The following is a 21,148-nucleotide window of genomic DNA, read 5'->3' as shown; positions in this document are numbered from 1 at the left end:
GCGCCAATGATCCCGTGACCGAGGCATTAGATATGGATTTTCCTGAGCGGTTTTCAAACCTGCCAGCCTATGCGTTTCCGCGCCTGCGGGCGCTGTTGGACCATCACACTCCTGGCGGGGATGTGGTGCATATGACCATTGGCGAGCCGAAACATGCGTTTCCGGCCTGGGTCACCGATGTCATCACTGAAAACGCCGCCGGGTTTAACCAGTATCCTAACAATGATGGCACGCCCGAATTGCGCGGTGCCATCGCGGGTTGGATTGCCCGCCGTTACGGCGTAACCGCCGACCCTGAAACGCAAGTCATGGCACTGAACGGCACCCGCGAAGGGCTGTACAATGCCGCCATGGCGCTGTGCCCTGAGCAGAAGAACGGGCAAAAGCCGGTGGTGCTGATCCCGAACCCCTTCTATCAGGTCTATATGGTGGCCACGATTTCGGTTGCGGCAGAGCCGGTTTTCGTTCCCGCAACAACGGCCACCGGCCATCTGCCGGACTACGGGAACCTGCCCGAAGATGTGCTGAACCGTACCGCTGCGGCCTATATATGCTCGCCCGCCAATCCCCAGGGCGCTGTCGCGTCGCGCGGTTATTGGACCCGGCTGATCCAGCTGGCAGAGAAATACGATTTCCGCATCTTCGCAGATGAATGCTATTCCGAGATTTACCGCGATGAGGCCCCCGTTGGCGCATTGACCGTCGCCCAGGAGCTGGGCGCTGATCCTGAGCGTGTGGTCTTGTTCAATTCCCTGTCGAAACGTTCAAACCTTCCGGGGCTGCGCTCTGGTCTGATTGCTGGCGGTCCCGAGACCATCAAACGGGTCAAACAGCTGCGCGCCTATTCCGGCGCCCCGCTGCCGGCCCCGTTGCAGGCGGCCGCGGCCAGGGTCTGGGCGGATGAGGCGCATGTAGCGGAGAACCGCGCGCTTTATCAGGAGAAATACACAATAGCCGATGAGGTCTTTGCCGGCCTCAACGGATACATGGCGCCCGAAGCGGGCTTCTTCCTTTGGCTTCCGGTGGAAAATGGCGAGCAGGCTGCACTGAAGCTGTGGCAGGAGACCGGCGTGCGGGTGCTGCCCGGCGCCTACCTGGCGCAAGGCGCGCCGGGACAGAACCCGGGCGAGAGATATATCCGGGTGGCGCTGGTCGCCCCCGCCGAGGACACCCGCGCGGCGCTAACCACGCTGCGCGGCTGCCTGTACTGAAATTCTGCTGCGCGGCCCCTGGCTTGGGGCCGCGCAGCCAAGACTAATAAACGGACAGGTTCGTGACCTTGCGGGTAACAGCGGGCACGGGCAAAAGAAACGGAACTGAGGTAGGCATGGCATTTCAAACCCGCAGCCGCGATCCGCTGCTCGACAGCAATATGCAGGCGGCTATTGAAAAGCGCGGCAAGGAATTAATCGGGATTGCATTGATCCTCGTGGGGCTGATGGTTGCCGCCATGCTGGGGTCGTATACGCCGGACGACCCGAACTGGACCGTGTCTACGGACGCGCCAGTGCAGAACTGGCTGGGCCGTCCCGGCGCTTCTGTCTCTTTCATCCTGATTACCTTATTCGGCAAGGCCAGCTGGGCCGTGCCTTTGTTCCTGTCAGCCTGGGGGCTGCGGTTTGTGCTGCACCGGGGCGAGGACCGGGTGGTCTGGCCGCTGCTTTTGTCGGTGCCGTGGCTGCTGGTGGTGGCGCTGCACATGGAAACCCTGAACGCCAGCTCCACCTGGCAGCAGAACTATGACTTCGGCCTTGGCGGCATGGTTGGTTACACCTTCCTGGGCGCATTGCTGGCGCTGCTGCCCGTGGGCCTGCATTTCATGGTGAAAATCATGTCGCTGCTGAGTGCCGCGGGAATGCTGGCGCTTGGCTGTGCGGTGCTTGGGTTCACCTGGCCCGAGGTGAAGAAGGGCCTGCACAAAGTGATGATTGGCCTGATCCTGGGCTATGGCGCTGTGGCCGCATTGCTGGGGCGCGGGGCGTCCAGCGGGCTGCAGGCCGCAATGACCTATCGTAAAGCACGGGCGGAACAAGCGGAAGAAACTGCCTATGACGCTGCCGAGGCTGAGCCGGAGATGTTCGAGGATTATACGGAAGACGCATACATTGCAGACAGTCAGGAGGAAGAACCGGAAGCGCCTGCCAAAGGCGGCCTGCTGTCACGTGTGCCCGGCCTGATCCGCCGTGTTGCACCTGCGCCGGCGGCGGACAGTGCCTATGCGGCTGACATGCAGGATGAGGACGAGGCTGAATTTCCGGCTGATAGCGAGGGCGGCGAAGACCGGATCTCCCAGAAAATCGCCAATGCCGTGCGTATTCGCCGGGCAGCAGATGTGCCGCCGGAGCAGGATCCGGCCCTGCCGCTGACCAAAGGCCGCGGCCAGCGTCCCGCGCCGCTGATCTATAACCCTGCCATGGACCAGGACGGGCTGCCACCTGAGCCGCCGCTGACCGCTGCGCTTGCAACGATGCCGCCGCTGCCGGAAGATCCATCGGTTGCCTGGCAGGCTTCCGCAGATGACGCCTTTGGTTCGGAAGCATCGGATGCTGGCCTGCGGGACGAAGATGAGATTGTAAAGGCCGCTTCGGATCACAGTATGATCGCTCCGGACTACGTGCCGTCCGAGGATCTGCCGGATGCTGCGGAACCGCCTGCGCCAGTTCCCTCCGCGCCTGAACCGCGCCCGGCGCCGGGGCCGCGTCTGACCGTTGATCTGCCCGTGGCCGAGCCGCGCAAGGCAGTGGTCGAACAGCCGGCACGCAAAACCGTACAGCCCTCGGCGCGTGCCAAGGCCGAAGCGCAGCCCAATCTGGCGTTCGATCCCAGCGGCAGCGATTTTGAGTTGCCGCCGCTGAGCCTGCTGACCAACCCGACCGGCGTCGAGCGTCACCACCTGAGCGACGAAGCGCTGGAAGAAAATGCGCGGATGCTGGAGGCCGTTCTGGATGACTATGGCGTCAAGGGAGAGATCACCTCGGTCCGTCCCGGTCCCGTTGTCACCATGTATGAGCTGGAACCGGCACCGGGCCTCAAGGCATCCCGGGTGATTGGCCTTTCCGATGACATCGCCCGCTCGATGTCGGCGCTTTCGGCACGGGTCTCAACCGTGCCGGGCCGGACGGTGATCGGTATCGAACTGCCGAATGAGAAACGCGAAAAGGTGGTCCTGCGCGAGATCCTGTCGTCGCGGGATTTCGGCGACGGCAACCACGCGCTGCCGCTGGCATTGGGCAAAGACATCGGTGGCGATTCCATGGTCGCCAACCTCGCCAAAATGCCCCACCTGCTGATTGCCGGCACCACGGGTTCCGGTAAGTCGGTGGCGATCAACACCATGATCCTGTCGCTGCTGTATAAGCTGACGCCAGATGAATGCCGCCTGATCATGATCGACCCCAAGATGCTGGAGCTTTCCGTTTATGACGGTATCCCGCATCTGCTTTCGCCCGTTGTGACCGACCCGAAGAAGGCCGTTGTGGCGCTGAAGTGGGTGGTGGGCGAGATGGAAGACCGCTACCGCAAGATGTCCAAGATGGGTGTGCGCAACATCGCCGGCTACAATGGCCGCGTTAAGGAAGCGCTGGCCAAGGGCGAGATGTTCTCGCGAACCGTGCAGACGGGTTTCGACGACGACACCGGCGAGCCGGTGTTCGAGACCGAAGAGTTTCAACCCGTTGTTCTGCCCTATATCGTTGTGATTGTTGACGAGATGGCAGACCTGATGATGGTCGCGGGCAAAGAGATCGAAGCCTGCATCCAGCGTCTGGCGCAGATGGCGCGGGCTTCGGGCATCCATCTTATCATGGCGACACAGCGCCCCTCGGTTGACGTGATCACCGGCACCATCAAGGCCAACTTCCCGACCCGGATTTCCTTCCAGGTCACCTCTAAGATCGACAGCCGCACCATTCTGGGTGAAATGGGCGCTGAACAGCTCTTGGGTATGGGGGATATGCTGTACATGGCCGGCGGCGCCAAGATCACTCGCTGCCATGGGCCGTTCTGTTCGGACGAAGAGGTCGAGGAAGTGGTCAACCACCTCAAGCAATTCGGCCCGCCGGACTATGTCGGCAGCGTTCTGGATGGTCCGGCTGACGACAAGGCTGATAACATCGATGCGGTTCTTGGACTGAACACCGGCGGCAATACCGATACCGAGGACGCTTTGTACGACACCGCAGTTGCCATTGTGGTCAAGGACCGCAAATGCTCCACCTCCTACATCCAGCGAAAATTGGCGATCGGCTATAACAAAGCCGCGCGGCTGGTTGAACAGATGGAGGACGAGGGCGTCGTGTCGGCTGCCAACCACGTGGGCAAGCGGGAAATTCTGGTTCCCGAACAATGAGCTGACGAAAATTTGCCGATGCCGGATCCGTAGGGTTCCGGCATCTTCACTTTTGCAGCAGCGTGCCTATGTTGAGGCCATGAAACGGATTGCACTCGCCTTTGCGCTGACCCTTGCTGCACCGGCCGCCTGGGCGGCTGAGCAGCTTAGTCTCAATGAGATTTCCCGTTATTTGAACGGGATTTCCACCGCCGCCTCCCCCTTCACCCAGATCAATGACGACGGCAGCCTGTCGACGGGCAAGCTTTACATGCACCGCCCGGGCCGGATGCGGTTTGAATATGACGGCAAGGGCGGCGGTACCGTGGTTGCCGGCGGCGGGGCGGTGGTGATCCACGATCCCAAATCCAACCAGCCGCCCGAGACCTACCCGCTCAAACGGACACCGCTGTCGATCATCCTGGACCGCAACGTGAATTTAGGGCGTGCAAATATGGTGGTGGGGCACAGTTTTGACGGCACCTCTACTATTGTGCGGGCACAGGACCCGGAACACCCGGACTATGGCAGTATCGAAATGATGTTCACCGGCGCGCCGGTAGAGCTGCGCAAATGGGTCATTCACGACGGTGCGGGCGGCCAGACAACCGTGATTCTGGGTGCAATGGAAACCGGCCAAAAATTGTCCTCCAGCCTGTTCACCACCAGCGGCAGATCCCGCTGAAGCAGCGGCTCCCGTGCCCGCGGCTGCACCGGCCTTGCCGGAACAGCCTGGCGGCCTTGGGCCCGGCACCGGGCTGGCGCCCGGTGCGGCTCCGCCTGAATTCAGCAGTTAGGGAACATTAGTCCAGGCCCGACATGCGCTTTGGCGCAGTGTTAGGCCCAACAGCTGAGGGGCTTTCACAAAGAACGCCCCTTCGGTACCTCAGCGGAACTTACGGCAGGTTGCGAGCTGAGCCTGATAAGTCTGGGCGCGGGATTCGACCTGTCCGGCAACACGCTGCAGCCAAGGTTTGGACCGGTAGCTGCCGCGTGAGTAGCCATAATGCCCCTCGTGGTAGGCGAGGTATTGATTGCGCGCGTCATACAGCTGGATGCCGTTCTTTTCGCGGCTCTTGCGCATGTACCACCCCATGAAATCGGCCGCATCGCTGATCCGGTCGCGCTTGGCCCGCCGCCGGCCGGTATCGCGCCGGTAATCATCCCAGGTTCCGTCCAGCGCCTGGCTGTAGCCGTAAGCGCTGGATTGCCGCCCGACCGGGATCACTCCCAGCAGGTACTGGTGCGGCGTGCGGGCATCGCCGCGGAACCGGCTTTCGTGATAGATCGTTGCCATCTGCACATGCACCGGGACACCCCAGCGGCGCTGGGACGCGCGGAAGGCTTTCAGGTATTCGGGCCGCTGCTGAATGATGCTGCACGCATTATCCAGATTGCGCGGCGGCGCATTGTGCCCGCCTCCGCAAGACGCAACCGCCATGAGGAGAACGAGGGCGCTGATTATTCTGCTCATTGCCTCTGCCCATTTTTGATTTGGGTTATTTTGCGGCAAGTTTAGCGGATTGCGGCAGGTGAGGAAATCACAATTACAGAATCTGGGTCTGCAGCAGTGGCAGCAATGCAGTTGATATCAGGGTTGAGACCGCCACAAGACCGGCCAAAGCGCTGGAATCGGCTTCAAATTTCTCTGCCCGGACAATTCCGGCGCGTTGGTCAGGAAGCGCGGTGTTTCCAACTCCTGCCACAGGACCAGCCCGCCCGGAAGCGTTGCCCAAACCATCGGTTCCCGGATAGCTTTGCTGCCGGCATTGCGGCCCGCCACCAAATAGTTCCCTTGGGTGGAGGACAGGATGGCTGAAACTGCAAGCATGACAACGGCATAGTCCAATCCGGCCTCGCCGAAGGCAAACATCGACAGCGGGAGCCCAGATGGCCGGTATTACCGAGGATGAAAGGCACCAGATAGGTGCAACGGTCCAGATGCGCTGTGCGGCAGGCAATTCCGCCTCTGCCGGCCAGCACCGGATGTCCTGCCAAGGCGGCCAGCAAAAAGGCCCCGGGCGCCCCCTTTGTCCAGCTCCGCTTTCATCAGTGCGGTGAAGATCAGGCAGGCACCGCCAGGGTCATCGCCATCCGGGTGACAAACTGCGTGCGGTACTCGAGCCTGAGTTTCACCCAAGTGTACCGGCCATGGCCGGCAGGAACACCGGGGCGGTGATTTCGAGTACTGTCAAAGCGAGGTTCACAGTCTGTTTCCCTGAAAATTTACGTCAAGAGTTGGACAATTGCTTGGCGCGCGCGCTATTTACAATGTACAGGGGCGAACATGACCATGATGAGAACACGCGCAAAATACAACCTCGGGCAGGTCGTCCGCCACCGGAAGCATCCCTTCCGCGGGGTGGTCTTTGATGTTGATCCCGAGTTCTCGAATACTGACGAATGGTATGAGGCGATCCCTGAAGACAGCCGCCCGGTAAAGGACCAGCCGTTCTACCACCTGCTGGCGGAAAACGACCAAAGCTACTATGTCGCCTACGTCTCTGAGCAAAACCTGGTGGCGGACTATTCAGGGGAGCCTATAGGCCACCCGGATGTCCCTGAAATGTTTGGTAATTTCGATGGCGGCGCCTATGCGTTGCACTATCAGCTGAACTGAGTTCCGCTGTTTCCGCCCAGCCGGAACACCCTTCATCAATATCCCAGTGCGCAGCCGTCTTTGCGCGGATCACTGGCGCCCTCCAGCACGCCCGAGGCGTGGATCCGGATCGCCTGCGCGCCGCCCAGCGGCGTGTCCGGCACCACCACGCGATGCCCCATATCCGCAAGCTTCCGGCGAACCTCAGCCGTATAGCCGCGCTCGATTTTCAGCACACCGTTATCGGCAAAGCAGCGGGGGGCATCGACAGCGGATTGCAGGTCCATGCCAAAATCAACGAGGTTGGAAACCAGCCGGGCGTGGCCGGTCGGCTGATAACCGCCGCCCATCACGCCAAAGGGCATGATCACCTCTCCGTCTTGCTGCAGCATGGCGGGGATGATCGTATGCATCGGTTGTTTTCCCGGTCCGAATTCATTCGGATGACCCGCTTCCAGGGTAAAGCCGGCGCCGCGGTTCTGCAGCAGGATACCGAATTGTTCAGACGCAATGCCCGAGCCGAAACCGTGGAAGATAGAATAGATCAGCGAGACGGCCATGCGGTCCTTGTCCACCACAGTTATATAGACCGTGTCCCTGTGTACAGCCTCGGTTAGCGGCTGCACTGCCGGCAGGGCGTGCTTGGGGTCGATCAGCGCGGCAAGCCGGGCAGCCGTTTCGGGTGCCAGCATATGCGCCAGCCGGGAGGTGTGATCCGGATCACCCAGGAAGCGGTTGCGCGCATCATAGGCAAGCTTGGCGGCCTCCGCCTCGATATGCGCACGTTCTGCGCCAAACGGATCCATGTTAGAAATTTCAAAATGCTTGAGTATGTTCAGCAGTAAAATCGCAGTTGCACCCTGACCATTGGGCGGATGCTCGGTCAGGCCCAGGCCATTGTACTGGCCGTCAACCGGCTGTGTTGCAAAGCTGCTGGCAGCGGCGAAATCCGCCAGAGTGTGGACGCCTCCAAGCGCTGTCAGCGCTGCGATCATATCTTCGGCCACTTCCCCGGAATAAAAGGCATCCCGCCCGTTTTTAGCGATACGGCGCAGCACTTCGGCCTGCCCGGGTGTGCGGAACACATCGCCGCTGATGAACGGCTGGCCGTCTTTCAGGTAATGGTGCCGCGCTGCGCCTTGCAATGCCGCTGCGCCGTTGATCCAGTCGAACGCCGTGCGCGGCGCCACGGGAACGCCCTCTTCGGCATAGTGGATTGCCGGTTGCAGCAGCGCATCAATCCCAAGCCGTCCTTCGCTTTCGGCAAGGCGGCAGAACGCGTCAACCGCGCAAGGGATAGTCACCGCATCGGGGCTGCCCAGCGGAACGGATTCCAGCCCTTGTGCCCGAAGCGCTGCAGCGCTGGCCCCGGCAGGGGCGCGGCCCGATCCGTTCAGTGCCTGGATGCCCTGTCCCGGGCGGGAATACAGAACAAAGCAATCCCCGCCGATCCCTGTCATTTGCGGCTCGCAAATCCCCAGTAAGACCGCCCCGGCCAAAGCCGCGTCCATTGCATTGCCGCCGCGTTTCAAGATGTCGACGGCGACGCTGGCAGCTAGAGGATGCGAGGTTGCACACAGGCCGTTTTGGGCCAAGACGGCTGATCGCCCCGGAAGATGAAAGTCGCGCATTTCCCTGCTCCTGCCGTCACCTTGCAAAGGCTAGGCGCACACGGCAGGAAGGCAATTCAAATCTTCAGCGGCTCAGAAAGAACGGAACGTCACCCTTGGTCAGGAATGCGGGCCAATGCAAGTATCCCCGGTGCCGCGCACTGGTGGGGGCTAGAACACGCGGTACCGGGGGAAGCTCATTTCAGCTACAGTTTAAAAGTCGCATATCTATCGGGCTGAGGTGGGCCGGGATTGCGGCGCGATTATGACAAAGCGTTAAAATGCAGCGGACCCGCAACCGTACCTCTGCAAACCAAGGGCTGTTCAGACTTTGGCCGAGGGGCTGGTCACTTTGATTTCGAAGCAGAGCGATAGATTGTTGTTTCCCTCCGAACGCTCATACTGGACTTGGCTTGCCAATTCGCGGATCAGAAACCAGCCGAACCCGCCTTCGGGCATGCTTTCAACCGGAACGCTGATATCAGCAGGCTTGCCCTCCGGCAATTCTCCCTTAGCAAAGGGAACACCGGCGTCCTGGATGCTGATCCACAAACGTTCAGGATAAAGCTCAGCCCGGATCCGCACGTCTCCTGGATGAGCACTTTCATAAGCGTGCTCGACTACGTTGTTCACAGCCTCGGTCAGAGCGATTTGAACCTCATCCACACGGGCATCCGGGATCCCTAGGGACCGAAGCTGGTCTACAACCGATGAGATGCCGGAGCGGGCATTCAGATTCGTAGCCGTGAACGAGCAGGCAAAAGTTTTTACCATCGATTTCTCGCTTTGCACTGACAGCGCATTGGTCTTCAGGAGTTTGCGCCAGCCGGAGCGATTGCGTCGCCAAGGGAACCATAAAGGTCAAAGATCGTATCCATGCGGGTCAGCCGGAACACTTTTTCGACCATGGGGGTCAGCCCGGCGAGATCCAGTTTCCGGGTGCCGCCAAGCTGCTTCATCGCGGCGACGATCGCGCCAAGCCCGCTGGAATCAATAAACTGCACTTCGGAAAGGTCCAGGATGACACGGTCCGCACCGGATTCTGTTTCCGTGCGCATGTCCTCCTTGAACTGGATGGCCATGGCGGCATCAATGCGTTCGGCATTGACTTTAACGATCTGTGCATCGTCCGTCATGGTGGTCGTCAGGCTCATTTTGATCCCCCGGGATGTAACGTCATTTGTCAGCACTCTAGACCGCAAAGCTTACTATTCTGTAGGTATTATTTTGACGATTGGAGGAAAATTGCATGAAAGATGTTGTTATCGCCGGAGCGGCCCGGACGCCGATGGGCGGGTTTCAGGGCATGTATGACGGGGTGACGGCTTCGGAACTGGGCGGTGCGGCCATCCGGGCGGCCCTCGAAGGCGCCGGTGCTGCCACTGTCGATGAGGTGCTGATGGGCTGCGTTCTGCCTGCGGGCCAGGGTCAGGCGCCGGCGCGTCAGGCCGGATTCGCCGCGGGCCTGGGCGATGAGGTGCCGGCCACGACTCTTAACAAAATGTGCGGCTCTGGCATGAAGGCGGCGATGATCGCCTTTGATCAGATCGCGCTGGGCCACGCGGATACGATGATCGCCGGCGGCATGGAGAGCATGACCAACGCGCCGTATGTGCTGCCCAAAATGCGCGGCGGCGCCCGCATCGGCCATGGCCAGGTGATTGACCATATGTTCCTGGACGGGCTGGAAGATGCCTATGACAAGGGCCGTCTGATGGGCAGTTTTGCCGAGGATTGCGCTGAGAAATTTCAGTTCACCCGCGAAGCTCAGGATGAATACGCACTGAAGTCGCTGGCCAACGCGCTGGAAGCCCAGGAAAGCGGCGCATTCAACGGGGAAATCGCGGCTGTTTCCGTAAAATCCCGCAAAGGCGAGGTGGTGACCGATGCGGATGAACAACCGAAATCGGCCCGCCCGGAAAAAATCCCGACGCTGAAACCTGCTTTCCGCAAGGGCGGCACTGTAACGGCGGCGAATGCCTCCTCCATTTCTGACGGCGCGGCAGCACTGGTTCTTGCCTCAGCCGAGGCTGCCGAGGCACAGGGATTGAAGGTCCGCGCCCGGATCCTGGGCCACACTAGCCATGCGCAGGCCCCGGGCTTGTTCACAACCGCGCCGGTTCCCGCTGCGCAAAAGCTGCTGAAAAACATTGGCTGGCAGGTTGAAGACGTTGACCTGTGGGAAGTGAACGAAGCCTTTGCTGTGGTGCCGATGGCCTTTATGCATGAAATGGGCATCAGCCGCGATAAGATGAACGTGAACGGCGGCGCCTGTGCGCTGGGCCACCCGATCGGGGCGTCCGGTGCCCGGATCATGGTCACGCTTTTGAACGCGCTGGAAAAACGCGGCCTTAAGCGCGGCGTGGCGGCAATCTGCATTGGCGGCGGCGAAGGCACGGCTATTGCAATTGAGCGGGTGTGACATTCATCTTTTGAAAAAATACTCTCGGGGGTGAATTGACCGTCAGGTCAAGAGGGGGCAGACAGCCCCCTCAATGCGTTGAAGGAGAGGCGGGCATGCAGGCTGATTTCGGAACCCTTGCCAAGACCATCGCGTCGCTGACTGCTGGCGAAACGGATGAGGTTGCGCTGATGGCCACTGTCGCCTGCGAAGTGTATCACGCCGACGACCGGTTCGACTGGACCGGCTTTTACCGCGCCGTTGCACCGGAATTGCTGAAGATCGGCCCGTATCAGGGCGGGCACGGCTGTTTGCAGATCCCGTTCTCCCGCGGCGTTTGCGGCGCGGCGGCACGCACCGGAGAGGTGCAGCTGGTGGCGGATGTGGAGACCTTTCCCGGCCATATTGCCTGCGCTTCTTCCACCCGGTCGGAACTGGTATTGCCGGTTTGGAATGCCGCAGGCGCGCTGATCGGGGTTTTCGATATCGACAGCGACCAGCCGGACGCCTTTACTCAGGAAGATGCTGAGCAGCTGGCAGTAATCCTGCGGCAGGTCTTCAGCCGCAACTGATTCGCGCTTGCAGGGGCTTAGCCCCTCGGCCTTGCGGCCTCACCCCAGGGTATTTTCACCCAGAAAGAAGCAGCCCGGTGCCTGAAGGCGCTGGGTTTTTTCCTGGTTCGCGGCCAGTGCATGAAAAAAGGCTTGGAAATTTCACGATCCCAAGGCATCGTGAAAAACGAGAGCATTTTTTCACGAGCGGGGAGAGAGCCGGTGAACGATCAAACCCTGGCAGCGGCGACACTGGGGGCGGACATCCGGGCCTTGCGCAAGGCGCGCGGGCTGACGCTGTCGGATATCGCGGCGATGCTGAACCGCTCGGTTGGCTGGCTCAGCCAGGTTGAGCGGGACATGTCCGAACCTTCGATTTCCGACCTGCGCCAGATTGCCGAGGCCCTGGGTGTGCCGATGTCGATGCTGTTTGCCCATACCGGCGCTCCGGCGGATGAGCATGGCTATATTGTTCGCGCAGGCTCGCGCCGTCCGATGGGCTCGGGCGAGGAAGGGCTGATCGAAGAGCTGCTGTCGCCCGACTTGACGGATGATTTCGAGATGGTGCATTCCACCTTCCGCCCGAAATCAAGCATGCAGACACCGGCCCACCGGCCGACGCAAGAGGTTGGCTATGTGATCTCGGGTAAGCTGGATCTGCTGATCGGGGGCCGCAGCTTCACCGTTGGCCCGGGCGACAGCTTCCGGATCAAGCATGAGCCTTATCAGTGGTCGAATCCCTATGACGTACCCGCAGTGGCCGTCTGGGTGATTGCACCGCCGGTGTATTAGGAGGTCTCGATGATCAAGGGATCCTGCCTCTGCGGTGATATCCGCTTTGATACCGCAGCACAGCCCAAAGGCGCGTCCATGTGCCATTGCAGCCAGTGCCGCAAGCAGTCGGGCGGCATCTGGTCTTCGGCCTATGTGCGCGACCAAGACCTCAATATCACCGGTCCGGTCAGCTGGTTTGAAGCCAGCGCAGCGGCCAAGCGCGGCAGCTGCCCGCGCTGCGGATCCTTCCTGTTTTGGAAGGCGCATGACGAAGACACCACAAGTTTCGCTTTGGGCGCTGTCGACGGGAACACCGGTCTCAGCGTCGAAAAGCACATCTTTGCCGCCTCCAAGGGCGACTACTACGAGATTGCGGACGGCGTGCCGCAAGAAGACTGAGATTAGGGAGCGAACATGTCTGATTTTCCAACCAAGGCCCGCGTGGTCATCATCGGCGGCGGTGTCATCGGCGCCTCGTCGCTTTATCATCTGGCCAAGAAAGGCTGGACCGATTGTGTGCTTTTGGAGAAGAACGAGCTGACTGCCGGCTCGACCTGGCATGCGGCGGGCAATGTGCCGACCTTCTCGACCTCCTGGGCGATCATGAACATGCAGCGGTATTCGACCGAACTGTATGCGCGGCTGGGTGACGAAGTTGATTACCCGATGAATTATCACCAGTCCGGCTCGATCCGCCTGGGCCATACCAAGGAGCGGATGCAGGAGTTCGAGCGTGCCTGCTCAATGGGCCGCTACCAGGGCATCGAAATGGAGATGTGGACGCCTGAGCAGGCCAAGGAGAACTACCCGTTCCTGGAAACCCACGATCTGGAAGGTGTGCTGTGGGATCCGTCCGATGGCGACATCGACCCGGCACAGGTGACCCAGGCGCTGGCCAAGGGCGCACGCGACATGGGTCAGAAGATTATCCGCTTCTGCCCGGCAACCGGCGTGACCCAGAAAGAAGACAAGACCTGGGTCGTGCACACCGAGAAGGGCGACATCAAATGTGACTATGTGGTCAACGCCGCCGGCTACTACGCCCAGCGTGTCGGCGAGTGGTTCAAGGAATACGGCGGCCGCACCGTGCCGATGATGGTGATGTCGCACCAATATCTGTTGACCGAGCAGATCGATGAAGTCGAGGCCTGGAGCAAGGAGCACGGCAAGAAGCTGCCGCTGATCCGCGACGTGGATGTCTCTTACTATCTGCGCCAGGAAAAGAACGGCTACAACCTCGGCCCGTACGAGCCGAATTGCCGCGGTTACTGGATGACCGAGGACGATCCGATGCCGGAGGATTTCTCGTTCCAGCTGTGGTCGGACGATCTGGACCGGATTGAGGACATCGTGACCGACGCCATGGAGCGGGTGCCGCTGATGGCATCCTCTGGCGTGTCTAGCGTCATCAACGGCCCGATTCCCTATGCCCCCGACGGGCTGCCACTGATCGGCCCGATGCCGGGTGTCGACAATGCGTTCGAGGCGTGCGTCTTTACCTTCGGCATCGCCCAAGGCGGCGGTGCCGGCAAGGTGCTGGCGGAATGGATTGTCGACGGCCAGACCGAGTGGGACATGTGGGCGGTCGATCCGCGCCGCTACACCGACTACACAGACCAGGATTACTGCAACAAAAAAGGCATGGAAGTTTACGGCAACGAATACGCCATGCACTTCCCGCACCACGAATGGCCGGCCGCGCGCGGCAAGAAGGTCAGCCAGGTGCATGCCAAAATCACCGAACTGGGCGGCCAGATGGGGGCCTACAACGGCTGGGAACGCGCCAATTGGTTTGCCAAACCCGGTGACGACACCTCCGAAGAGGCCACCCATACCTGGGGACGCTCCGGTCCGTGGCAACAGCGCATCAAGGAAGAATGCGAAGCGGTCCGCGACGGTGTCGGCGTGCTGGACCTGCCGGGCTTCTCCCGCTTCAACCTGGACGGCGAAGGCGCCGCGGAATTCCTGCGCGGCCTGGTGACCGGCGGGTTGCCCAAGGTCGGCCGGATGAACCTGGTCTATGTCTCGGACGACCGCGGCCGGATCCTGACCGAGATGTCCTGTATTCGTCATGGTGAAGACCACTTCACCATGATCACCGCAGGCTCGGCCCAGTGGCATGACTTCGAGATCCTGCGCAAGGCGCTGCCCGCAGGCCTGACCCTGACCGACCGCACCACCGATTTTGCGACGATGATTGTCACCGGTCCGAAGTCGCGGGAACTGTTTGCGGGCATCTCTGACGCCGACCTGTCGCTGGGCTGGCTGACCCATCAGGAGGCCACGGTCGCGGGTAAACCTGCCTTCCTGGCGCGCGTATCTTATGCCGGCGAACTCGGCTGGGAAGTACACTGCGCCAACGCGCATCAGGCCGGGATCTATGCGGCGCTGATCGAAGGCGGCGCCAAACCGTTTGGCATGTATGCGCTGAACTCCTTGCGGATCGAAAAGGGCTATCGCACCTGGAAGGGTGACCTCAGCACCGATTACTCGCTGCTCGAAGGCGGGCTGGAGCGCTTTGTCAAACTCGACAAGCCGCAGGATTTCCCGGGCAAGGCCGCAATCCAAAGCGAAAAGCAGCAGGGCGTGAAAAAGTCTTTTGTCACCATGATCGTCGAAGCCGGCGATGCGGATGCGCCTTATATGTCCTGCATCTCCAAGGATGGCGAGATCGTGGGCGAGACCACGAGCGGAGACTGGGGCTATCGCGTGGGCGCCTCCATCGCGCTGGGCATGGTGCGCAGCGAACTGGCCGTGCCGGGCACCGAGCTGGAGGTTGAAATCTACGGGCAGAAATGCCGAGCCGTGGTTCAAAAAGACGAACCGCTGTGGGATCCGGCCAACGAGCGCCTGCGCGCCTGATCAAATGGCATCAGCCCGGATCGCAATGATCCGGGCTGGTACTTAATGAAAGACAGCCTGCGCCGCCGGATCGTTTCCTGTATCCTGGCGGCGTAAGGCAACCCGCACAAAGGACTGTTTGCTATGGCTGAGATCACGCTTCTGGATGGCTCGATCGGGCAGGAGGTTGTCAAACGGTCCGGCGACCGCGCAACCCCTTTGTGGTCCACTGCGGTGATGGTCGACCGGCCCGGGGTGGTCGGCGCCATCCATGCCGATTACTTTGCCGCAGGCGCCACGATTGCCACAACAAACACCTATGCGGTTCTGCGCGACCGGTTGCAGCGCGCCGGTCTGGAAGATCATTTCACAGAGCTTCTGAACAAAGCCGCCGCGCAAGCGGTAACCGCGCGGGACACCCATGGATCGGGCCGTGTCGCGGCAGCGCTTGGTCCGTTGATCGCATCTTACCGGCCTGACATTTGCCCGCCGCCTGATGAGGCGAAACCAGTTTACGCAGAACTGGTCAAACTGCTGGAGCCTTCGGCGGATCTGTTCCTGATCGAAACCGTCGCCTCGCTGGAACATGCCAAAGGCGCGCTGCTGGGCTGTGCGGGTACGGACAAACCGGTCTGGCTGGCGGCCTCTGTTTCAGACGAGGACGGCACCTTGCTGCGCTCGGGTGAGCCGCTTGCCGCGCTGGCCCCGCTGGTTGAGGAATTCCAGCCCGATGCGGTTCTGCTCAACTGTTCCCGGCCCGAGGTCATCGGCGAGGGTTTGGAGATCGTCAAAGCTTTTGGCAAACCTTACGGGGCCTATGCCAACGGTTTCACCCGGATATCTGAGGGCTTCCTGAAGGACGCCCCCACCGTGGATGCGCTGGAACAGCGTCAGGACCTGGGGCCAGTGGCCTATGCGGAATTTGCCATGGGTTGGGTTGCGCAAGGGGCCACCATCACCGGCGGCTGCTGCGAGGTTGGCCCGGAACACATCGCCGAACTGGCCCGTCAGCTGCGCGCGGCCGGGCATCGGATCGTCTGACATCGTCTGACAGGGGGATCAGCATGGCAACGCAGGACAATCTCAAAACCGCGGATCCGGCCCGGGTCTGGAGTATCGACATTATCGTCAGCGAAGGATTTGTGCTGACGGAAATGTCGGCCGTGGTCGAAGTGCTGCGGATCGCCAACCGGGTGCTGGCGCAGCCGCCTTTCAAATGGACCATGCGGTCCCTGCAGGGCGGGCGCGTCGGCTGCAAGGCGGGCCTCAGCGTTGATACCGAACCTTTTGCGGTTAAGCCTGCTGCGGATTTTGCCTTCTTCCTTGGCAACTCGGATCCGGACCACCCCGGTCTCAGCCTGGGCCGGGTGATCTCCAGCTACACCTCGCGCGGCGGCAAGGTCTATCTGCTGGCCGAGGCTGCAGCCCGCTACATCCGCGACCAGGGCGGCGCGGCCGGCCGCTTGACGACGCATTGGGAAAACTCCGCGCTGCTGCGCGAACGTATGGGGCTGAACGATTCCAGCCATGCGCTGGCCAGCGAAGACGGGCTGGTGGTGACCTGCGCCGGCATGGGGTCCACCGTGGATATCGTGCTGGCGCTGGTCGGGCGGCTGACCTCGGCCGCGGCGCAGATGACCGTTGCCAACATTATGCTGCACGAGCAGGTGCGCGACTTCTCCTCGCTGCAGCCCTTTGCCGGCGCCAAGCCGACGATCACCGGCGACAGCGACCTGGATCACTGCATCCGCATCATGCAGGACAATATCGAGGAACCGGTGCCGATCAGCGAAATCGTGGATGAGCTTGGCATTTCCACCCGCTCGCTGGAGCGCAAGTTCAAGACATTCCTCGGCACCACGCCCAACGGGTTCTACCGCGAAATGCGCCTTTCCAAGGCCAACAATCTGTTGCTCAACACCACCATGAGCGTGCGGGAGATCGGTCTTGCTTGCGGCTTCCCGAATGGCTTCTCCTCGCTCTACAAAAGCTTCTTCGGCATCACCCCCTTTACCCTGCGCAAGCGCCGCCGGCTGGGGGAGGACGGTTCCGGAAATATCCTCAAAGCCGGAGAATAGCGAGGGAAGCTTGGCGTTTTTGATGCATTTTACGCCGCCTTTTCATGGTAATCAGACGCAAACACTGACTGTGGAGCGATGATATGAGCGATCTTCCCAACAAGGCCCGCGTGGTTATTATCGGCGGCGGCGTGATCGGCTGCTCGGTGGCCTATCACCTGACCAAACTGGGCTGGAAAGATGTGGTGCTGCTGGAGCGTAAACAGCTGACCTCCGGCACCACTTGGCACGCTGCGGGCCTGATCGCCCAGCTGCGCGCCACCGCCAATATGACCAAGCTGGCGAAATACAGCCAGGAGCTTTATGGCGCGCTGGAAGAGGAAACCGGCGTCGCCACCGGCTTCAAGCGCTGTGGCTCGATCACCGTTGCCCTGACCGAAGAACGCAAGGAAGAGATATTCCGCCAGGCCGCCATGGCGCGCGCATTCGGTGTCGAGGTTGAGGAAATCTCCCCCGAGGAAGTGAAAACCCGCTATGAGCACCTGAATGTCGGCGATGTGACTGCCGGCGTGTGGCTGCCGAAAGACGGGCAGGGGGATCCGGCCAACATCGCGCTGGCCCTGGCCAAAGGCGCCCGCCAGCGCGGCGCGCTGGTCAAGGAACGGATCAAGGTCACCGGCATCTCCAAGGACGGCCGCCGCGTCACCGGCGTCGATTGGGCCAGTGACGACGGCCAGTCCCAGGGCCATATCGAGGCGGACATGGTGGTGAACTGCGCAGGCATGTGGGGGCATGAGGTTGGCCGCATGGCGGGCGTCAACGTGCCGCTGCATGCTTGCGAGCATTTCTACATCGTGACCGAAGGCATCACCGGTCTGACCCAGATGCCGGTGCTGCGGGTGCCTGACGAATGTGCCTACTACAAGGAAGACGCGGGAAAAATCCTGCTCGGCGCGTTTGAACCGAACGCCAAACCCTGGGCGATGAACGGCATCCCGGACACGTTTGAATTCGACCAGCTGCCCGAGGATTTCGACCACTTCGAGCCGATCCTGGAAGCGGCCTGCAACCGGATGCCGATGCTGGCCGAGGCCGGCATCCACACCTTCTTTAACGGTCCGGAATCCTTTACCCCGGATGATGCCTATCACCTGGGCCTGGCGCCCGAGATGGACAATTTCTGGGTCGCTGCAGGCTTCAACTCAATCGGCATCCAGTCGGCGGGCGGCGCAGGCATGGCGCTGGCGCAGTGGATGGAAGACGGCCAGAAACCGTTCGACCTTGGCGACGTGGACATCTCCCGCATGCACCCGTTCCAGGGCAACAAGCACTACCTGTATGAGCGCTCCAAGGAGACGCTGGGCCTCTTGTACGCCGACCATTACCCCTACCGACAAAAGGCCACCGCCCGTGGCGTGCGCCGCACCCCGTTCCACCATCACTTGCTGCAGCAGGGCGCGGTGATGGGCGAAATCGGCGGCTGGGAGCGTGCCAATTGGTTCGCCAATGAGGGCCAGGAACGCGAATACCAGTACAGCTGGAAGCGCCAGAACTGGTTTGAAAACTCGGCAGCTGAACACAAGGCAGTCCGCGAAAACGTCGGCATGTACGACATGTCCTCCTTTGGCAAGATTCGCGTCGAGGGTCCGGATGCCGAAACTTTCTTGAACTACATCTGCGGCGCCAACCTGTCGGTGCCTGCGGGCAAGATCGTCTATACCCAGTTCCTGAACGCCCGCGGCGGGATTGAGGCCGATGTGACCGTCACCCGCCTGTCGGAGGCCGCCTATCTGGTGGTGACCCCGGCGGTGACCCGTCTGGCCGACCAGACCTGGATGATGCGCCATCTGGGCGACCACCGGGTGGTTATCACTGATGTGACCGCAGGCGAAGGCGTACTGGCGGTGATGGGGCCAAACGCCCGCAAACTGCTGCAAAAAGTCTCGCCCAATGATTTTTCCAACGAGGTGAACCCCTTTGGCACTGCGCAGGAGATTGAGCTGGGCATGGGGCTCGCCCGTGTGCACCGCGTGACCTATGTGGGTGAACTTGGCTGGGAAATCTATGTCGGTGCCGACATGGCAGGCCACGCATTTGAGACGCTGCACGAGGCAGGCCAGGACATGGGGCTGAAGCTTTGCGGCATGCATATGATGGACAGCTGCCGGATCGAGAAGGGCTTCCGCCACTTCGGCCACGACATCACCTGCGAGGACAATGTGATCGACGCAGGCCTGGGCTTTGCGGTGAAGACCGACAAGGACGACTTCATCGGCAAGGCAGCAGTGCTGGAGCGTAAGGAGAGCGGCCCGAAAAACCGTATGGTTCAGTTCAAACTGACCGATGCCGAGCCGCTGCTGTTTCACAACGAGCCGATCATCCGTGACGGCAAATACGTGGGCTACCTCAGCTCCGGCAGCTACGGCCATACCCTGGGTGCTGCCATCGGCATGGGTTACGTGCCGTGCGAAGGCGAAAAGGCTGCCGATGTGCTGGCCTCCACCTACGAGATCGACGTTTGCGGTGTGAAAGTGAAGGCCGAGGCGTCGCTGAAGCCGATGTATGATCCGAAATCGGAGCGGGTGAAGGCCTAAGCCGCCTCTCCAAAGGTTTAACCTGTTCCGTATGACGCCCCGGTCCAAGCGCCGGGGCGTTTTCCGTAGGTGTCCCCACGGGGACAACCTGGGTTTTGCAGCTCTGTCCCCGCGGGGACAATTCCGGGTTCTGCTGCAACGTTTCTTCCGGTTTCACGGCCCAGCTGCCCACCGCCTCTTGACCCCGCCGGGAATCCCTTGGAGAAATCCACAAAAGCCTTGTACGGCAGGGGTAAACAGGTAGGTTGCTTGTCCCGGCCAGTGACATGGGGCCAGACGGAGAGGATTTGGGACATGAAGATCAGCATCGAACGCGGCACGCTTCTCAAGGCTGTGGCTCAGGCACAGTCGGTGGTCGAGCGCCGCAACACCATTCCGATTCTGGCGAATGTGCTGATCGAAGCCGAAGGCGACAGTGTCCAGTTCCGCGCAACCGACCTGGATATCGAGGTGGTCGACAAGGCCCCCGCCCAGGTGGAACGCGCCGGGGCAACCACCGTGGCCGCCACCACCCTGCACGAGATTGTCCGCAAGCTGCCTGACGGCGCGCTGGTCACACTGAGCGCCGACGCCGCAACCGGGCGCCTGACCGTTGAGGCCGGCCGCTCCAACTTCTCGCTGGCGACCCTGCCGCGCGAGGATTTCCCGGTGATGGCTTCGTCGGAATACCACTCGAACTTCGCAGCCAAGGCCGCAGTGCTGCGCCGCCTGTTCGACAAGTCGAAATTTGCAATCTCGACCGAGGAGACCCGCTATTACCTGAACGGTGTCTATCTGCATGTGTCATCGGGCGATGGCGGCAAGGTTCTGCGCGCCGTGGCCACCGACGGCCACCGCCTGGCCCGCATCGACGCCGAGCTGCCGCTGGGCGCCGAGGACATGCCGGGCGTGATTGTGCCGCGCAAGACCGTGGGTGAGCTGCGCAAACTGCTGGACGACGATGACATGGACATCGCGGTGTCGGTCTCGGAAACCAAGGTGCGCTTTGCCACCCCGAACATCACCCTGACCTCCAAAGTGATCGACGGCACCTTCCCGGACTACACCCGGGTGATCCCGGCCGGCAACACCCGCCGTCTGGAAGTGGATGCCTCCGAGTTCGCCCAGGCCGTGGACCGGGTTGCAACCGTGTCGTCCGAACGTTCCCGCGCGGTGAAGCTGCAGCTGGAAGAGGACCGTCTGATCCTGTCGGTCAATGCGCCTGACAGCGGTGCCGCAGAAGAAGAGCTGGCGGTGGCCTATAACGACGAACGCCTGGAAATCGGATTTAATGCCAAGTACTTGCTGGAAATTGCCAACCAGGTAGACCGCGAAAACGCTGTGTTCATGTTCAACTCCTCCGGCGATCCGACCCTGATGCGCGAAGGCAGCGATCAAAGCGCTGTTTACGTCGTGATGCCGATGCGTGTCTGAAGCGCCTGACGGCGCTGCCT

The 21,148-nt window shown here is 61.2% G+C and carries 17 protein-coding genes; 13 read left to right on the top strand and 4 right to left on the bottom strand.

Going from position 1 to position 21,148, the window contains the following annotated elements:
- Positions 1–32: 32 nt before the first annotated feature.
- The 3 genes from ETW24_RS18705 (at position 33) to ETW24_RS18695 (ending at position 5,012) form a co-directional block, all read left to right on the top strand.
- Complete coding sequence (locus ETW24_RS18705; RefSeq protein ID WP_129372442.1) at positions 33–1,211, top strand: aminotransferase class I/II-fold pyridoxal phosphate-dependent enzyme; 1,179 nt, start codon at positions 33–35, stop codon at positions 1,209–1,211.
- A 116-nt stretch (positions 1,212–1,327) separates the two neighbouring features.
- Entirely contained in the window at positions 1,328–4,348 is a 3,021-nt protein-coding gene (locus ETW24_RS18700; RefSeq protein WP_129372441.1) for a DNA translocase FtsK, read from the top strand.
- A 79-nt stretch (positions 4,349–4,427) separates the two neighbouring features.
- Positions 4,428–5,012, top strand: coding sequence for a LolA family protein (locus tag ETW24_RS18695; protein WP_129372440.1), 585 nt, complete (start codon positions 4,428–4,430; stop codon positions 5,010–5,012).
- A 201-nt stretch (positions 5,013–5,213) separates the two neighbouring features.
- Here ETW24_RS18695 and ETW24_RS18690 read toward each other — a convergent pair whose 3' ends face one another.
- Positions 5,214–5,801, bottom strand: coding sequence for a transglycosylase SLT domain-containing protein (locus tag ETW24_RS18690; protein ID WP_129372439.1), 588 nt, complete (start codon positions 5,799–5,801; stop codon positions 5,214–5,216).
- Between the two features lie 819 nt (positions 5,802–6,620).
- Here ETW24_RS18690 and hspQ point away from each other — a divergent pair.
- Positions 6,621–6,947 carry a heat shock protein HspQ gene (gene hspQ / locus ETW24_RS18680; RefSeq protein ID WP_035920248.1) on the top strand — a complete coding sequence of 109 codons (327 nt, stop codon included), beginning with the start codon at positions 6,621–6,623 and terminating at the stop codon, positions 6,945–6,947.
- Between the two features lie 35 nt (positions 6,948–6,982).
- On the opposite strand, the gene ETW24_RS18675 is transcribed toward hspQ, so the two are convergent.
- From ETW24_RS18675 to ETW24_RS18665, 3 genes are all read right to left on the bottom strand, one after another.
- Positions 6,983–8,557, bottom strand: coding sequence for a gamma-glutamyltransferase family protein (locus ETW24_RS18675; protein ID WP_129372438.1), 1,575 nt, complete (start codon positions 8,555–8,557; stop codon positions 6,983–6,985).
- Between the two features lie 303 nt (positions 8,558–8,860).
- On the bottom strand, positions 8,861–9,310 hold the full coding sequence (locus tag ETW24_RS18670) for an ATP-binding protein (RefSeq protein ID WP_129372981.1): 450 nt from the start codon (positions 9,308–9,310) through the stop codon (positions 8,861–8,863).
- Positions 9,311–9,345: 35 nt separating this feature from the next.
- On the bottom strand, positions 9,346–9,690 hold the full coding sequence (locus ETW24_RS18665; RefSeq protein ID WP_129372437.1) for an STAS domain-containing protein: 345 nt from the start codon (positions 9,688–9,690) through the stop codon (positions 9,346–9,348).
- A gap of 95 nt (positions 9,691–9,785) precedes the next feature.
- Between ETW24_RS18665 and ETW24_RS18660 the strand changes: the two genes are divergently transcribed.
- The 9 genes from ETW24_RS18660 (at position 9,786) to dnaN (ending at position 21,128) form a co-directional block, all read left to right on the top strand.
- Positions 9,786–10,958, top strand: coding sequence for a thiolase family protein (locus ETW24_RS18660; protein WP_129372436.1), 1,173 nt, complete (start codon positions 9,786–9,788; stop codon positions 10,956–10,958).
- A 95-nt stretch (positions 10,959–11,053) separates the two neighbouring features.
- A complete protein-coding gene (locus tag ETW24_RS18655; RefSeq protein WP_129372435.1) occupies positions 11,054–11,509 on the top strand; it encodes a GAF domain-containing protein in 456 nt (151 codons plus the stop codon).
- A 201-nt stretch (positions 11,510–11,710) separates the two neighbouring features.
- Complete coding sequence (locus tag ETW24_RS18650; protein WP_129372434.1) at positions 11,711–12,280, top strand: helix-turn-helix domain-containing protein; 570 nt, start codon at positions 11,711–11,713, stop codon at positions 12,278–12,280.
- A 9-nt stretch (positions 12,281–12,289) separates the two neighbouring features.
- A complete protein-coding gene (locus ETW24_RS18645) occupies positions 12,290–12,661 on the top strand; it encodes a GFA family protein (RefSeq protein WP_129372433.1) in 372 nt (123 codons plus the stop codon).
- A 15-nt stretch (positions 12,662–12,676) separates the two neighbouring features.
- On the top strand, positions 12,677–15,124 hold the full coding sequence (locus ETW24_RS18640; protein ID WP_129372432.1) for a GcvT family protein: 2,448 nt from the start codon (positions 12,677–12,679) through the stop codon (positions 15,122–15,124).
- A 123-nt stretch (positions 15,125–15,247) separates the two neighbouring features.
- The gene (locus tag ETW24_RS18635; RefSeq protein WP_129372431.1) at positions 15,248–16,144 is read left to right on the top strand and encodes a homocysteine S-methyltransferase family protein; all 897 of its coding nucleotides are present in this window, start codon (positions 15,248–15,250) and stop codon (positions 16,142–16,144) included.
- A 23-nt stretch (positions 16,145–16,167) separates the two neighbouring features.
- Entirely contained in the window at positions 16,168–17,181 is a 1,014-nt protein-coding gene (locus ETW24_RS18630) for a GlxA family transcriptional regulator (protein ID WP_129372430.1), read from the top strand.
- 83 nt (positions 17,182–17,264) lie between these two features.
- On the top strand, positions 17,265–19,715 hold the full coding sequence (locus ETW24_RS18625; protein ID WP_129372429.1) for a GcvT family protein: 2,451 nt from the start codon (positions 17,265–17,267) through the stop codon (positions 19,713–19,715).
- 294 nt (positions 19,716–20,009) lie between these two features.
- Positions 20,010–21,128, top strand: coding sequence for a DNA polymerase III subunit beta (gene dnaN, locus ETW24_RS18620; protein ID WP_129372428.1), 1,119 nt, complete (start codon positions 20,010–20,012; stop codon positions 21,126–21,128).
- The last annotated feature ends 20 nt before the right edge of the window (positions 21,129–21,148 follow it).

This window comes from Leisingera sp. NJS204, from assembly GCF_004123675.1.
Classification (GTDB): Bacteria; Pseudomonadota; Alphaproteobacteria; order Rhodobacterales; family Rhodobacteraceae; genus Leisingera.
Note: the sequence above shows the minus strand (reverse complement) of the source record. Positions and strands in the feature narration are given on the sequence as shown.

Coding starts and splice junctions, on each gene's coding strand:
- ETW24_RS18635 (WP_129372431.1), top strand. CDS start 15,248: ATGGCTGAGATCACGCTTCTGGATGGCTCGATCGGGCAGGAGGTTGTC.
- hspQ (WP_035920248.1), top strand. CDS start 6,621: ATGATGAGAACACGCGCAAAATACAACCTCGGGCAGGTCGTCCGCCAC.
- ETW24_RS18640 (WP_129372432.1), top strand. CDS start 12,677: ATGTCTGATTTTCCAACCAAGGCCCGCGTGGTCATCATCGGCGGCGGT.
- ETW24_RS18700 (WP_129372441.1), top strand. CDS start 1,328: ATGGCATTTCAAACCCGCAGCCGCGATCCGCTGCTCGACAGCAATATG.
- ETW24_RS18705 (WP_129372442.1), top strand. CDS start 33: ATGGATTTTCCTGAGCGGTTTTCAAACCTGCCAGCCTATGCGTTTCCG.
- ETW24_RS18670 (WP_129372981.1), bottom strand. CDS start 9,310: ATGGTAAAAACTTTTGCCTGCTCGTTCACGGCTACGAATCTGAATGCC.
- ETW24_RS18625 (WP_129372429.1), top strand. CDS start 17,265: ATGAGCGATCTTCCCAACAAGGCCCGCGTGGTTATTATCGGCGGCGGC.
- ETW24_RS18665 (WP_129372437.1), bottom strand. CDS start 9,690: ATGAGCCTGACGACCACCATGACGGACGATGCACAGATCGTTAAAGTC.
- ETW24_RS18655 (WP_129372435.1), top strand. CDS start 11,054: ATGCAGGCTGATTTCGGAACCCTTGCCAAGACCATCGCGTCGCTGACT.
- ETW24_RS18695 (WP_129372440.1), top strand. CDS start 4,428: ATGAAACGGATTGCACTCGCCTTTGCGCTGACCCTTGCTGCACCGGCC.
- dnaN (WP_129372428.1), top strand. CDS start 20,010: ATGAAGATCAGCATCGAACGCGGCACGCTTCTCAAGGCTGTGGCTCAG.
- ETW24_RS18660 (WP_129372436.1), top strand. CDS start 9,786: ATGAAAGATGTTGTTATCGCCGGAGCGGCCCGGACGCCGATGGGCGGG.
- ETW24_RS18645 (WP_129372433.1), top strand. CDS start 12,290: ATGATCAAGGGATCCTGCCTCTGCGGTGATATCCGCTTTGATACCGCA.
- ETW24_RS18690 (WP_129372439.1), bottom strand. CDS start 5,801: ATGAGCAGAATAATCAGCGCCCTCGTTCTCCTCATGGCGGTTGCGTCT.
- ETW24_RS18630 (WP_129372430.1), top strand. CDS start 16,168: ATGGCAACGCAGGACAATCTCAAAACCGCGGATCCGGCCCGGGTCTGG.
- ETW24_RS18675 (WP_129372438.1), bottom strand. CDS start 8,557: ATGCGCGACTTTCATCTTCCGGGGCGATCAGCCGTCTTGGCCCAAAAC.